Genomic DNA, 13,831 nt, shown 5'->3' with positions numbered 1-13,831 from the left:
GAAGTCACCCTGGATCAAGTCAGGTTAGGCTCACCTCTGTGAGTACGTGTGCAAGCGTCTCCCGAGACCTCGACGAGCCCATTTCGGGAACCGCGGCGACCGCGACGACCTGGCTGCTGCTGGAGCAGCCGGGTCCCTGGGGTGTCAAGGCGCTCACTTCGAGCCATCTGGATCCCACGCTGGGCCGTGCCCTGGAGACCGCCGCCGAGGGCACGGGCGTACGCATCGCACTCATCCGGCGCCCAGGACGCCACGCCGACCTCGGCACCCCCACCGCACGTCAGGTGTACGTGGCCCACACCGTGCCCGGCAACGTGTGGCTGCACGGGGCCACCGTCCGCGACCCGTGGCGCCTGCTCGACCTCGACTTCGCCGCACTCGGCAGAGGCGACCACCGCAGCGCCGGCACGGCGCTCGGCGCCCGGCCCCACGCCGGTGATCCGCTCGCGCTCGTGTGCACCAACGGCAAGCGGGACCGCTGCTGCGCGCTCCTCGGCCGTCCCCTGGCGGCCGCACTCGCCGCCTCCGGGGTCGAGGGGGCCTGGGAAGTCACCCATCTGGGCGGTCACCGCTTCTCGCCGACGCTGCTCGTCCTGCCGTACGGCTACGCCTACGGCAGGGTCGAGGCGCCCGCCGTGAAGGAGATCCTGCACGCCGTGCAGGAGGAACGGATCGTCCTGGAGGGGTGCCGGGGCAGTTCGGCCTGGGAACGGCCCGCTCAGGCGGCCGAGCTCGCGGTCCGCACGGCGGCCCGCGAACACACCGCGGACGCGCTGACGGTCGTACGGACGGACGGCGCGGCACCGCGCTGGGAGGTGACCGTCGCGCACGCGGACGGACGCCACTGGCGCGTGGTCGTCGCCCAGGGTGCGTCGCTGCCGCCCCGCCAGGAGAGCTGCGGCGCGTCCGTGCTCGGCTCACCCGCGCGGATGGACGTGGTGGCGGTGCGCGAGCTGACACCGGCCGCACTCGCGAGCTGACCGCACGACCGACGTCAGGGATGCCGCAGCACGGCGTGTCCGCAGGCAGCGCCTGTCCATGCGTTGATCAAGAGATCCATGCCACACCCCTACGGCTGCTCCGGCACGTCCGCGTAACGTCTTGGGTATGAGCCCCACTCCCCCCGCACGCCGTCTGCGGCTCGGTCTGCCGCGCCGGGTGTTCTCGCAGGTGCTGCTGATGCAGGTGGCGATCGCCGCGGGCGTCGCGGTACTCGCGACCGGGCTGTTCCTCGCGCCGCTCAGCGACCAGCTGGATGACCAGGCGATGCGCCGAGCGCTCTCGATCGCACAGACCGCGGCGGCCCAGCCGCAGCTCGCGGAGCAGGTCGAGCACACTCCGCCGACGGCCGGCGGGCCGGTTCAGCGGGAGGCGGAGAAGATCCGCAAGGCCACCAAGGCCGAGTACATCGTGATCATGGACACGCGCGGAGTGCGCTGGTCGCACACCGAGCCCGCGCAGATCGGCAAGCACGTCTCCACCGACCCCAGCGAGGCGCTCGCCGGCCAGGAGGTCATGGAGATCGACGAGGGCACGCTCGGCCGCTCCGCGCGCGGCAAGGTGCCGCTGCGGGACAGCGACGGGGAGATCGTCGGGGCGGTCTCGGTGGGCATCGCGTACGACAGTGTCCGGGCCCTGCTGATCCACGCGATCCCAGAGCTGCTGGCCTACGCGGGCGGAGCCCTGGCCGTCGGCGCGCTGGCCGCCTGGCTCATCTCCCGGCGGGTCCATCGGCAGACCCGGGATCTGGCCTTCTCCGACATCTCCGGACTGCTCGCGGAGCGTGAGGCGATGCTCCACGGCATCCGGGAGGGTGTCGTCGCCCTGGACCGCGCGGGCCGGGTCCGCCTGCTCAACGACGAGGCACAGCGCCTGCTGAGCATCGGCGACGAGGCCGTGGGCCGCTCCCCCGACGAGGCGCTCGGCGAGGGACGTACCGCCGATGTCCTGTCCGGGCGGGTGACGGGCACCGATCTGCTCACGGTGCGCGGCCAGCGTGTCCTGATCGCCAACCGGATGCCCACCGACGACGGCGGCGCCGTCGCCACCCTGCGCGACCGCACCGAGCTGGAGCAGCTGGGCCGGGAACTCGACTCGACGCACGGCCTGATCGACGCCCTGCGCGCCCAGGACCACGAGCACGCCAACCGCATGCACACGCTCCTGGGCCTGCTCGAGCTGGAGATGTACGACGACGCCGTGGACTTCGTGGGAGAGGTGGTCGGCGACCACCGGGCGACGGCGGAGCAGGTCACGGAGAAGATCGAGGACCCCCTGCTCGCCGCTCTGCTGGTCGGCAAGGCGACCGTCGCCGCGGAGCGCGGAGTCGCCCTGCGCGTCTCGGACCGGACACGGCTGCCGGACCGGCTGGTCGACCCGCGCGGGCTGGTCACGGTCGTCGGCAACCTCGTCGACAACGCTCTCGACGCCGTCGCGGGCACGATGCACGCGCGCGTGGAGGTCGAATTGCGCGCCGAGGGGCGGACCGTCGTCCTCAGGGTGCGCGACACGGGGCCCGGGATCCCTGAGGAGCAGCGGGAGTTGGTCTTCACCGAGGGGTGGTCCACCAAGCAGCCGCCGGCGCACGGCAAGCGCGGCATCGGGCTCTCCTTGGTGCGCAGGCTGGCCGAGCGGCAGGGGGGCAGCGCGGTTGTGGGCGAGGCGCACGGCGGGGGCGCGGAGTTCACCGTAGTCCTGCCCGAGGCACTGACCGAGCCGGACCTGGAACCGGCCCTCACGGTCCCGTCGGCACCTGCGAGCGCCGCCACAGAGGAGTCGCGATGATCGAGGTCCTGGTGGTGGACGACGACATCCGGGTCGCCCGGGTGAACGCCGCCTACGTCGAGAAGGTGCCGGGCTTCCATGTGGCCGGCGAGGCGCACAGCGCGGAGGAGGCGCTGCGCCAGGTGGAGTCGCTGCCGCGCCTTGACCTCGTCCTCATGGACCACTATCTGCCCGACGAGACGGGACTCGCGGTCGTCCAGGAGATGCGCCGCCGGGGCCACCAGACCGACGTGATCATGGTGACGGCGGCCCGGGACATCACGACCGTACAGGCGGCGATGCGGCAAGGCGCGCTGCAGTACCTGGTCAAACCGTTCGCCTTCGCGGGGCTGCGGGCCAAGCTGGAGGCGTACGCGGAGCTGCGCCGCACCCTCGACGGCGGCGGCGAGGCGGAGCAGGCCGAGGTGGACCGTATCTTCGGCGCGCTCTCGGCACCGTCGGAGCCCGACCTGCCCAAGGGGCACTCCCCCACCACCGTGGAGCTGGTCCGTCAGTGCCTGATGAGCGCCGACGGGCCGCTGTCGGCCCAGGAGATCGCCGAGCGGACCGGGGTGAGCCGCCAGACCGCCCAGCGCTATCTGAAACTCCTGGAACGCACCGGACGGGCCCGTCTCACCCTCAAGTACGGCGACGCGGGCCGCCCGGAACACCGTTACGTGTGGGCGACCCGCGCCTGAGGACACGGCCCGGGTGGGGGCGGGGGGAAGGGACCGTGCCCCCTCCTTATACGGATGCCGGGCGCCCTCTTCTCGGCCGCCCCGCCTACACCGCCCCCGCCCCGGTCAGCGACCGCACTTCGGTCTCCGCGTGTTTGGCGTCGTCGGGTTCCTCCGCCGAAGTGACCGTGCCGAGCCAGCCAGCGACGAAGCCCAGCGGGATGGAGACCAGGCCGGGGTTCTGCAGCGGGAAGTACTGGAAGTCCACGCCGGGGAACAGCGATTCGGGGCTGCCCGACACCACCGGCGACAGCACCACGAGGGCCACGGCTGGGATCAGCCCGCCGTATACGGCCCACACCGCGCCGCGTGTGGTGAAGCCGCGCCAGAACAGCGAGTAGAGCAGCACGGGCAAGTTGGCCGAGGCGGCGACGGCGAAGGCCAGCCCCACCAGGAAGGCGACGTTGAGGTCGCGTGCGAGTAGGCCGAGGGCGATGGCGACCACGCCGATGCCGACCGCGGCCGCGCGGGCGACGGCCACCTCGCTGCGCGGCTTGGCGTGCCGGCGTCGTAGGGACGCGTAGAGGTCATGGGCCACGGACGCCGAGGACGCAAGCGTGATGCCGGCGACCACCGCGAGGATCGTGGCGAAGGCGACAGCGGCCACGACCGCGAACAGAACCGTTCCGCCGGTGGAATCTGCGCCGCCTCCGAGATCGAGCGCGAGCAGGGGAACCGCCGTGTTTCCGGCCGCGTTCGACCCCTGTACGGCATCCGGGCCGACGATCGCTGCCGCGCCGAAGCCCAGCACGATGGTCATCAGGTAGAAGCCGCCGATGAGCCCGATCGCCCAGACCACCGAACGCCGTGCGGCCCGTGCGGTCGGCACGGTGTAGAAGCGGGACAGGATGTGCGGCAGCCCGGCCGTGCCCAGCACCAGGGCGAGTCCGAGGCTGATGAAGTCGAAGCGGGCGGTCCAGTCGCCGCCGTACTTCAACCCGGGCGCCAGGAACGATTCGCCATGACCGCTGCGCTCCGCCGCCGTCAGCAGCAGTTGGTCGAAGTCACCGCGGAAGCGCACCAGCACGAGCACGGTCAGCGCCACTGTGCCGCTGAGCAGCAGAACCGCCTTGACGATCTGAATCCATGTGGTGGCCCGCATCCCTCCCAGCGATACATAAATCACCATCAGCGCGCCGACACCGACGACCGTCCAGGCCTGTGCCGCCTCACTCTTACTCCCCAGCAGCAGCGCGACCAGGCTGCCCGCACCGACCATCTGCGCCACCAGATACAGAACGGACACGGTGACCGAGGAGGTTCCCGCCGCGATCCGCACCGGCCGCTCACGCATCCGCGCCGCGACCACATCGGCGAGCGTGAACCTCCCGCAATTGCGCACCAGTTCCGCGACCAGGAACAGCACGACGAGCCAGGCCACGAGGAAGCCCACCGAGTACAGCATCCCGTCGTAGCCGTAGAGGGCGATAAGCCCGGAAATGCCGAGGAAGGAGGCCGCCGACAGGTAGTCGCCCGCGATGGCAAAACCATTCTCCACCGGAGTGAACAGCCGCCCGCCCGCGTAGAACTCCTCCACCGAACCCTGCCGGTTGCGGCTGACCCAGGTAGTGATGCCCAGGGTGACGGCCACGAAGGCGCTGAACAGGAGCAGCGCCAGCGTCTGATGGTTGTCCGTCACGAAGCACCGCCCCGTGCCTCACGCGTCAGTTCCTGGGTGTCCCACCGCAGTTCGAGCGCGGCCCGGTCCCTGCGCAGCCGAGCATGCCGGACATAGGCCCAGGTCAGCAGAAACGTGGTGAGGAACTGCCCCAGCCCCGCGAGCATCGCCACATTCACGGCACCCACCACGGGTCGGCCCATCAGCCCTGGAGCGGTCGTGGCCGTCACCACGTATCCCACGTACCAGGCGAGGAATCCCGCCACCGCCGGCACCACGAACCGCCGGTAGCGACTGCGCACTTCCCGGAAGGCCGCGCTGCGTTGCACCTCGAGGTACACATCGGCCGCAGCCCTTTGCTCATGCTCCTCACGCGCGGGCGGAACGACCGGAACCGGTCCTCCGGCCTCGCCCGACTCCCCCCAGCCCGAGGCGAGCGCGTCGTACCAGGGATCGTCGTACCGCACGCTTCCGGGCTTCTCGGCGGGAGGTGGGCAATAGCCGCCGCTCTGCCCGGCCGTACTCTCGGGTCCACCCCCGCCTACGCCGGAGCGACCGTTGCTTGAGTGCATGCCCAAGGATGGACAGAACGGGAAGATCCCTGACTCTTCTTCCCCGCGCTCTCACCCCATCAGGTGACTCACCCCGTCGGCGGCCGCGCCAGCCCTTTCGCGAACGCGTAACGCACCGCCTGAGCACGGTCCTTCTCAGAGTTGCTGAGCCCTTCGGCGATCAGCTCCAGCACCTCGGTCTCCCGCGCGGTGAGCCCGTCGGGCGGCACCGCCGGCGCCGTCGGGGATTCAGGGTCCGACAGCCGCTCCAGCAACCGTCGTTGGATGCTCGGCGACGACCAGCCGGACGGCCGAGGCGAACAGCCGACGGGGCCTGGCGTGTTCCTTGCGGCTGAGCGCTTCCCGGGAGGGCCAGACCGTCCAGGTGTTCTCCCTCACACATGTTCCTTCCACGCGGGCCGGGACACGGTGTCACCGTACGCCGGGCTCTGCTCGGGAGTCGGACGCGGGGATCGAGCACGCCAGGTGAGGATCCCTCCACGGACGAGCAACGTGAGCGCCAGAGCGAGGAGCAGGGCGGACGTGTCCTGGGCTCCGCCCATATGCGGGTGGTCCACGCCCACGCGGCTCCCGTGGCGACGCCGATGAGGAGTTCGGCGCCGAGCAAGAACACTGACTCGGTGCGGTGATGGGCGTCGATGAGGACGGGCTCGCGCAACGCGACGACGGTCAGGACCGCGGGGGCGAGCCACCAGCGCTCTCCCTGCCGATCCGGCTTGCGCGGAACTGGCGCACGATCACCAGAGCGGCCACGGCCGTGATCAACAACGCGAGCGAGGAAGGACGGTGCCGACAGCGAGCGCTGCCGACGCCTTCGACACTACGGAAATTCGCTGGTCAGGAGATCGGAGCCAGGGTGGATCATGGGTGGATCCGGCACCGCTGCCGTCTCCACCCACGGGTGGACACGACGGACTCCGTCGCCGGTCGCCGGTGCTGCGGGCGAGGCACGCCTTGCTCGGCAGCAGTCCGACAGGACTGTAGGCAGGGCGATACCTTGCCTGACAGCCGGCCGACAGAACTGCTCGCATCGCACCTCTGCCCGACAGTCGGTCGGCGGCCGGGCATCCCGCACGGCAGCGCGGCCGGTGAGCGGCACGCACAACGCCCGTGCCGACAGCCACGGCACCCGCCTCCACCCGGCAGTGCCGCGACCCTCACCCGACGGCCGGCCACCGGCACCGTTTCCGGCACCCGACCGCCACCGTTTCCGGCACCCGACCGCCACCGTTTCCGGCCAGGCCGAGCGCAGCGGCTACGCGTCGATGCGGGACCGGTCCAGCGTCGCCGCCGAGTTGGAGATGAACTCCTTGCGCGGTGCGACGTCGTTGCCCATCAGCAGATCGAAGACCTGCTCAGCGGACTCCAGATCGCCGAGGTTGATCCGGCGCAGTGTGCGGTGACGCGGGTCCATGGTGGTCTCGGCCAGCTGGTCGGCGTCCATCTCGCCGAGGCCCTTGTACCGCTGGATGGAGTCCTTGTACCGGACGCCCTTGCTCTCGAACTCCATGAGCTTGTCGCGCAGTTCCCGGTCCGAGTACGTGTAGACGTACTTGTCCTGGCCCTTCTTGGGCTGGATGAGCTCGACACGGTGCAGTGGAGGGACGGCCGCGAAGACCCGGCCGGCCTCGACCATGGGCCGCATGTAGCGGTGGAACAGGGTCAGCAGCAGCGTCCGGATGTGGGAGCCGTCCACATCGGCGTCGGTCATCATGATGATCTTGCCGTAGCGGGCCGCGTCGATGTCGAAGGTCCGGCCCGACCCCGCTCCTATGACCTGGATGATCGCCCCGCATTCGGCGTTCTTGAGCATGTCGGTCACGGACGACTTCTGCACGTTGAGGATCTTGCCGCGGATCGGCAGCAGCGCCTGGAACTCGGAGTTCCGGGCGAGCTTGGCGGTGCCGAGCGCGGAGTCTCCCTCGACGATGAACAGCTCGCTGCGGTCGACGTCGTCACTGCGGCAGTCGGCGAGTTTGGCGGGCAGCGACGAGGACTCCAGAGCCGTCTTCCGGCGCTGCGCGTCCTTGTGCTGGCGGGCGGCGATCCGGGTACGGGCCGCGGAGACGGCCTTCTCCATGACCACGCGTGCCTGGGCCGCGTCGTCCCTCTTGGTGGAGGTGAGGAACGCCTTGAGCTCCTTGGTGATCACGGTGTTCACGATGCGGCGGGCCGCCGAGGTGCCGAGGACCTCCTTGGTCTGCCCCTCGAACTGGGGCTCGGCCAGACGCACGGTGACGACCGCGGTGAGGCCCTCCAGGGCGTCGTCCTTGACGATGTCGTCCTCGGCGACGCGCAGCAGCTTCTTGGCGCGCAGCACCTCGTTCAGCGTCTTGGCGACCGCCTGCTCGTAGCCCGCGACGTGGGTGCCGCCCTTGGGCGTGGCGATGATGTTGACGAACGACTTCAGGGTCGTGTCATAACCGGTGCCCCAACGCATCGCCACGTCGACGCCGAGCTCGCGGGTGACCTCCGTGGGCGTCATCTGGCCGTGGTCGTCCAGGACCGGGACCGTCTCCTTGAAGGAACCCTGCCCTGAGAAGCGGAGGACGTCGCAGACCGGCTTGTCGGTGGCGAGGTACTCGCAGAACTCGCTGATGCCCCCGTCGAAGCGGAAGGACTCCTCGCCCTTGCTGCCGTCTTCACCGAGGCCGAGCTCGTCGCGCACGACGATGGTCAGGCCGGGCACCAGGAAAGCCGTCTGGCGTGCCCGCTGGTGCAGGTTCTCCAGAGAGAGCTTGGCGTCCTTGAGGAAGATCTGGCGGTCGGCCCAGTACCGCACGCGGGTGCCGGTGCGGGTCTTGGGGATCTTCTTGGCCTTGCGCAGGCCGCTCTTGGCCTCGAACTTGGCGTCGGCGCCGTCGCCGTCGAAGGCTCCGGGGACACCGCGCCGGAAACTGATGGCGTGCGTGTGGCCACTGCGGTCCACCTCGACGTCGAGCCGGGCGGACAGGGCGTTCACCACGGAGGCGCCGACGCCGTGCAGACCGCCGGAGGCGGCGTACGAGCCGCCGCCGAACTTGCCGCCGGCGTGCAGCTTGGTCATGACGACCTCGATACCGGAGAGGCCGGTCTTGGGCTCGACGTCGACCGGAATGCCTCGGCCGTTGTCCCGGACCTCGACGGATCCGTCGTCGTGGAGGATCACGTCGATGTGGTCGCAGTAGCCCCCGAGGGCCTCGTCCACGGAGTTGTCGATGATCTCCCACAGGCAGTGCATCAAGCCACGGCTGTCGGTCGACCCGATGTACATACCCGGGCGCTTCCGCACGGCCTCGAGCCCCTCGAGGACGAGCAGGTGACGCGCGGTGTAGTTGGAACCGTCCCGGTCTGCTCCTGCCAGCAGCGCTGTGGACGGCACGGACGTCTCGGCGGTCACGCGGTTCGCTCCTCGCTGAATTTCAGGTGGGGCCCTTCTGGGTAAGGGCGCGGCTTCGGTTGCCGCTCAGAGGGTACCGAGGCCTGGTAGAGCCGTTGTAACGCCACCCTCGTCATGAACTCACACTAGCCCAGGGTCGCAAAGGTGTTCGATCCCTCGATGGAGTGAAGCACACATCACGTTCCCTTCCAGGCATGAACCATTTAGGCTCCGGGCACGTCCTCATGAACAACCGGCAACCCAGCCGGGAGGACCGACATTGACCGACAGTGCGAAACCGTAAGACACATAGACACGCAATACGGCACATTCGCCGCCAACCGGCAGCAGCCGGCCGCCCGCGAAGATTTTTTTCAAGGGAAAGCCACGAGCGGGAACGTTTTCGGGCTGGTTGGATGTTGACCCTGGTACGACAGCTCGTCGAGCTAGAGAAGAGGCGACGTGACTACTGTTCTGACCCCCGCGAGCCCGCTGACGGCCGCCGATCGCTGCGACCGCTGCGGCGCCCAGGCATACCTGCGCGTCGTCCTGCTGAGCGGCGGAGAACTGCTCTTCTGCGCCCACCACGGTCGCAAGTTCGAGCCGGAACTCAAGAAGATCGCCGCTGAGATACAGGACGAGACGGAGCGACTGACCGCCGCTCCAGCAGCCGCCTCCGAAGAAGACCGCTGACACCTCGCGTCCACGACGAGCCAGCACCGGCACAGGCCGGCCCGCGGGCGGCTCCCCTGAGAAAAACCAGGGGCGCCGCCCGTACTCGTACCCACAGACCCTCCTCAGCCCCGGCCAGGCGCCCCCGTACGCCTCGCCCCCGGGCTGCCGCCCCAGCCCAGCGTGCGCATGACCTCGGACACCCGCGTATAGACGCCAGGGCTCTCAGCACGCCCACAGCCGCTCCCCCAGGACACGAGCCCGATCAGCTTCCCCTGTGCGACGAGCGGCCCTCCACTGTCCCCCTGACAGGCATCGTGGCCACCCTTCTCTTCCCCGGCACACACCATGGTGTCGGCGCCATAGGTGCCTTCGGCGCTGCCCGGATACGCCTGCTCGCAGAGGGCATCACGCAGTACATGCACGCGTGCCCCCCGTAGACTGCGTGCGTAGTCGCCGGAGCCGGTGACATCACCCCAGCCGTAGACAGTGGCGGCCGTGCCCGGTTCGTACGCCTGATCGCCGGCGGCCGCCATCCGGACGACCGAGCTCTTCGGGAGGGCTTGCGCAAGGGTGACCACCGCGAAATCGCCGGCGTTGCTGACGCTGTCGTAGTCAGGGTTCACCCAGGTGTCGCGTACGGCGATCTCCCGTCCCTGGTCGGAGAGCAGGTCCGTACGCCCTGTGATGACCTTGAGGTCGCGCACCTTGTCCGGGGGCGCGCTCAGGACGTCCTCGCCCAGACAGTGAGCCGCGGTGAGCACGGTGGTGGGGCCTACCACCACGCCGTCACAGAACTGCCCCGCGCGCGTACCCCCGAACCGGTCACGGCTGGACAGCGCCACGGTCCACGGGCTCTCGGATATCTCGACCGGGAAACCACCGACGACGACGTTGTCCGCGGACACCGGGACGGCGGACACGACCGTTACGGCGGTGGCGGCGACCGCGAGAACCAGCGGCCGGGTCAGCCCCCGGGAAAAAGGAAAACGCATACACGTTCCTCACTCTGGGGTGGTCATGGAAAACCCAGGGTGATTCACAACTCCGACCCCCGCACCCGCTCAGCGCGAAGGCCCGGCCCCCCTGGAGGGAGCCGGGCCTTCGGCGTCGTACGACCGCGACCTAGTCGAGGTAGTCGCGCAGCACCTGCGAACGGGACGGGTGGCGCAGCTTCGACATGGTCTTGGACTCGATCTGGCGGATGCGCTCGCGCGTGACGCCGTACACCTTGCCGATCTCGTCGAGGGTCTTCGGCTGACCGTCGGTGAGACCGAAACGCATGGAGACGACGCCCGCCTCGCGCTCGGACAGGGTGTCGAGGACGGAGTGCAGCTGCTCCTGGAGGAGTGTGAAGCTGACCGCGTCGGCCGGCACGACGGCCTCGGAGTCCTCGATGAGGTCACCGAACTCGCTGTCGCCGTCCTCGCCCAGCGGGGTGTGCAGGGAGATGGGCTCGCGACCGTACTTCTGGACCTCGATGACCTTCTCCGGGGTCATGTCGAGTTCCTTGGCCAGCTCCTCCGGGGTGGGCTCGCGGCCCAGGTCCTGGAGCATCTGGCGCTGCACGCGCGCGAGCTTGTTGATGACCTCGACCATGTGCACCGGGATACGGATGGTGCGGGCCTGGTCGGCCATCGCGCGGGTGATCGCCTGGCGGATCCACCAGGTGGCGTACGTGGAGAACTTGTAGCCCTTGGTGTAGTCGAACTTCTCGACCGCGCGGATCAGACCGAGGTTGCCCTCCTGGATGAGGTCCAGGAAGAGCATGCCGCGGCCGGTGTAGCGCTTGGCCAGGGAGACCACCAGGCGGAGGTTGGCCTCCAGGAGGTGGTTCTTGGCTCGGCGGCCGTCCTCGGCGATGATCTCCAGCTCGCGCTTGAGCTTGGGGGCGAGCTTGTCGGCGTTGGCCAGCTTGTCCTCGGCGAACAGACCGGCCTCGATGCGCTTGGCGAGCTCGACCTCCTGCTCGGCGTTGAGCAGCGGGACCTTGCCGATCTGCTTGAGGTAGTCCTTGACGGGGTCGGCCGTGGCACCGGCCGCGGCGACCTGCTGCGCGGGCGCGTCGTCCTCGTCCTCGTCGGACAGCACGAACCCGGCACTCTCGCCGCCCTCGGGCTCCTCGCCCGGCTTGGCTGCTGTTTCCTCGAGGACTTCCTCTTCGCCCAGCTCGGCGTCGTCCTTCTTGGCGGCGGCCGTGGTCTTCTTGGCCGCCGTCTTCTTGGTAACGGTCTTCTTCGTGGCCGCCTTCTTGGCGGTCGTCTTCTTGGCAGCGGCCTTCGTCGCGGACGCCTCGTCCTCGACGGGCGGGTCGACGACGGGTGCCGTCGGCGTGGCGGTGGCGGTGGCCTTCTTGGCGGTCACCGTCTTCGCCGCGACCGTCTTGGTGGCGGTGCGCTTGGCCGGACTCTTCGCTGCGACGCTCTTACGGGTGCGCTTGGGCTCCGCGGCACTGACCATCAGCGTCACACCCTCTTCCTCGAGGATCTGGTTGAGGCTGCGCAGTACGTTCTTCCACTGAGTGGCCGGAATCTGGTCAGCTTCGAAGGCCCGACGCACGTCATCGCCGGCGATCTGCCCCTCAGCCTTTCCCCGCTCAATGAGCGCCATGACAGAGACGGACTCGGCGATCTCCGGCGGGAGCGTACGGGATGTGCTGGCCGACACGAACAACCTCTCGGAACGTTGGAAAACGGCTTCCGGCCCCGTCCACGGCGGACAGGAGCCGACCGCCGACTGGGGGATGAGCCGACGGTGCGGGCGGGGGCCGGGAAGATGCACAGCGCCTTGAACGGCGTCCGTATTCCCTCCGCGGCTGTCACCTCTTAGGTCATCGCACTGTTCCCACGAGCGTTACGCCCAATCTGCGTGGCCCGAGTCACACCCCGTAAGCACTCAAAGCAGTCAGATACGAGCAAAGGGGGTCACTCGTGCCTGTGACGGACCCATGCCGTGTGCCTTTCCGCTCGATCGCGCCGTCGGACCCCGCAGGAACCCGAGGGGTCCTGCGGGGTCCGACAGGGGGCGGTCCGCCGACCGGCATTGCCACAGGAGGGGGAGGCAATCCCGGTCCGCGCCGCCCGTGGTGCGCGTCAGTGCTCGCGCGGCGCGGGCACCACACGCTCCACCTCAGGATGGACGGTGAGCAATTGGCGCATCGCGGCCTCGGCGGCCGGGCCGTCGCCGGCGGCGAGGGCGTCGGCGATCCTGCCGTGATGCGCCAGCGACGTCTCGTTCGGCCTGTCACACCCCGTGACGGGGCCGCCGGAAACCTGGAGGGCGGCCGACACGATCCCGGAGAGGTGCTCCAGCATGCGGTTGCCCGCGACCTGAATCAGCAGGGAGTGGAACTCGGCGTCCGCGCGGGAGAAGGTGAGCGCGTCGCCTTGCCCCATGGCGTGGCCCATGATCTCGACCATGTCCACGAGCCGCTGCTGGATGTCCTCGCGCCCGTGCCCGGCGGCGAGGCGCGCGGCCAGAGGCTCGATCGTCCAGCGCAGTTCGCTCAGCTCGCGTCGCTGGTCGTCGCGCTGCGGCCCGAAGGCGCGCCATTCGATGATGTCCGGGTCGAGAAGGTTCCAGTCGCTGACGGGACGCACGCGCGTGCCGACGTTCGGGCGGGCGCTGACCAGGCCTTTGGCCTCCAGGACGCGGAGCGACTCACGGACGACGGTGCGGGAGACCTCGAAGCGCTGGCCGATCTCCTCGGGCACCAGCGGACGGTCGGCGCCCAGATCGCCGGAGACGATCATCTGGCCCAGCTGCTGGACGAGTTGGCCGTGCAGCCCGCGTCCGCGGCTGCCGGCGGCACGCCGGCCCACCCGGCCCAGCTCCGGATCGGCGCCGTCCCAGGCGGGGGCCCCGACACGGTCGGCGGGGGGCGCCTCGGCGTAGGGATAGCGGTCGAGTTCGCCCGGGCCGGCGAGACCAGAGTCTGCGGAGCGGGCGGCGGTCATCATGGTGTGCGCAAGGGTACTCACGGAACCTTTGTCGGCGCCGTCTCCAACTCCCTTGAGGTCTTTGGTGAAAAGCACACGAAAGGGTGATCGCTCACCCCGTCGCAATTGACGCCTTATCGGAAAGAAATGGGCTTTCCTCGGGGGAGTTGTGC

The 13,831-nt window shown here is 69.5% G+C and carries 10 protein-coding genes and 2 pseudogenes; 4 read left to right on the top strand and 8 right to left on the bottom strand.

The window, feature by feature from the left end; all coding sequences use genetic code 11:
• Positions 1-38: 38 nt before the first annotated feature.
• The 3 genes from KCH48_RS24570 to KCH48_RS24560 all read left to right on the top strand — a co-directional run bounded on the left by KCH48_RS24570 (position 39) and on the right by KCH48_RS24560 (position 3,461).
• Positions 39-980 (top strand): sucrase ferredoxin, encoded by a 942-nt coding sequence (locus tag KCH48_RS24570; protein ID WP_210576878.1) that lies wholly within the window; start codon positions 39-41, stop codon positions 978-980.
• 127 nt (positions 981-1,107) lie between these two features.
• Entirely contained in the window at positions 1,108-2,784 is a 1,677-nt protein-coding gene (locus KCH48_RS24565) for a sensor histidine kinase (protein ID WP_210576877.1), read from the top strand.
• On the top strand, positions 2,781-3,461 hold the full coding sequence (locus KCH48_RS24560) for a response regulator (RefSeq protein WP_210576876.1): 681 nt from the start codon (positions 2,781-2,783) through the stop codon (positions 3,459-3,461). Before KCH48_RS24565 ends, KCH48_RS24560 begins: the two co-directional genes overlap by 4 nt.
• An 85-nt stretch (positions 3,462-3,546) precedes the next feature.
• On the opposite strand, the gene KCH48_RS24555 is transcribed toward KCH48_RS24560, so the two are convergent.
• From KCH48_RS24555 to KCH48_RS24535, 5 genes and pseudogenes are all read right to left on the bottom strand, one after another.
• Positions 3,547-5,139, bottom strand: a complete 1,593-nt coding sequence (locus tag KCH48_RS24555; protein ID WP_210576875.1) for a cation acetate symporter — start codon at positions 5,137-5,139, stop codon at positions 3,547-3,549.
• The gene (locus KCH48_RS24550; protein ID WP_210576874.1) at positions 5,136-5,690 is read right to left on the bottom strand and encodes a DUF485 domain-containing protein; all 555 of its coding nucleotides are present in this window, start codon (positions 5,688-5,690) and stop codon (positions 5,136-5,138) included. Before KCH48_RS24550 ends, KCH48_RS24555 begins: the two co-directional genes overlap by 4 nt.
• A 68-nt stretch (positions 5,691-5,758) precedes the next feature.
• Positions 5,759-5,965: pseudogene (locus KCH48_RS24545) on the bottom strand (DNA-binding response regulator); the annotation flags it as partial.
• A gap of 99 nt (positions 5,966-6,064) precedes the next feature.
• Positions 6,065-6,458, bottom strand: a pseudogene (locus tag KCH48_RS24540) (DUF1453 domain-containing protein).
• Between the two features lie 487 nt (positions 6,459-6,945).
• Positions 6,946-9,069 carry a type IIA DNA topoisomerase subunit B gene (locus tag KCH48_RS24535; RefSeq protein WP_210576873.1) on the bottom strand — a complete coding sequence of 708 codons (2,124 nt, stop codon included), beginning with the start codon at positions 9,067-9,069 and terminating at the stop codon, positions 6,946-6,948.
• A gap of 441 nt (positions 9,070-9,510) precedes the next feature.
• On the opposite strand from KCH48_RS24535, the gene KCH48_RS24530 reads away from it, so the two are divergent.
• Positions 9,511-9,741 (top strand): hypothetical protein, encoded by a 231-nt coding sequence (locus tag KCH48_RS24530; RefSeq protein WP_210576872.1) that lies wholly within the window; start codon positions 9,511-9,513, stop codon positions 9,739-9,741.
• Positions 9,742-9,845: 104 nt separating this feature from the next.
• Here KCH48_RS24530 and KCH48_RS24525 read toward each other — a convergent pair whose 3' ends face one another.
• The 3 genes from KCH48_RS24525 to KCH48_RS24515 form a co-directional block, all read right to left on the bottom strand.
• Entirely contained in the window at positions 9,846-10,715 is an 870-nt protein-coding gene (locus KCH48_RS24525) for a serine protease (RefSeq protein ID WP_210576871.1), read from the bottom strand.
• A gap of 130 nt (positions 10,716-10,845) precedes the next feature.
• Positions 10,846-12,387 carry an RNA polymerase sigma factor gene (locus KCH48_RS24520; protein WP_210576870.1) on the bottom strand — a complete coding sequence of 514 codons (1,542 nt, stop codon included), beginning with the start codon at positions 12,385-12,387 and terminating at the stop codon, positions 10,846-10,848.
• Positions 12,388-12,812: 425 nt separating this feature from the next.
• Positions 12,813-13,700, bottom strand: coding sequence for a FadR/GntR family transcriptional regulator (locus tag KCH48_RS24515; protein WP_210576869.1), 888 nt, complete (start codon positions 13,698-13,700; stop codon positions 12,813-12,815).
• Between the last annotated feature and the right edge of the window lie 131 nt (positions 13,701-13,831).

Origin of the sequence: Streptomyces sp. GESEQ-4 (assembly GCF_017948455.1) — a bacterium.
Classification (GTDB): domain Bacteria; phylum Actinomycetota; class Actinomycetes; order Streptomycetales; family Streptomycetaceae; genus Streptomyces.
Note: the sequence above shows the minus strand (reverse complement) of the source record. Positions and strands in the feature narration are given on the sequence as shown.

Coding starts and splice junctions, on each gene's coding strand:
- KCH48_RS24560 (WP_210576876.1), top strand. CDS start 2,781: ATGATCGAGGTCCTGGTGGTGGACGACGACATCCGGGTCGCCCGGGTG.
- KCH48_RS24550 (WP_210576874.1), bottom strand. CDS start 5,690: ATGCACTCAAGCAACGGTCGCTCCGGCGTAGGCGGGGGTGGACCCGAG.
- KCH48_RS24525 (WP_210576871.1), bottom strand. CDS start 10,715: ATGCGTTTTCCTTTTTCCCGGGGGCTGACCCGGCCGCTGGTTCTCGCG.
- KCH48_RS24565 (WP_210576877.1), top strand. CDS start 1,108: ATGAGCCCCACTCCCCCCGCACGCCGTCTGCGGCTCGGTCTGCCGCGC.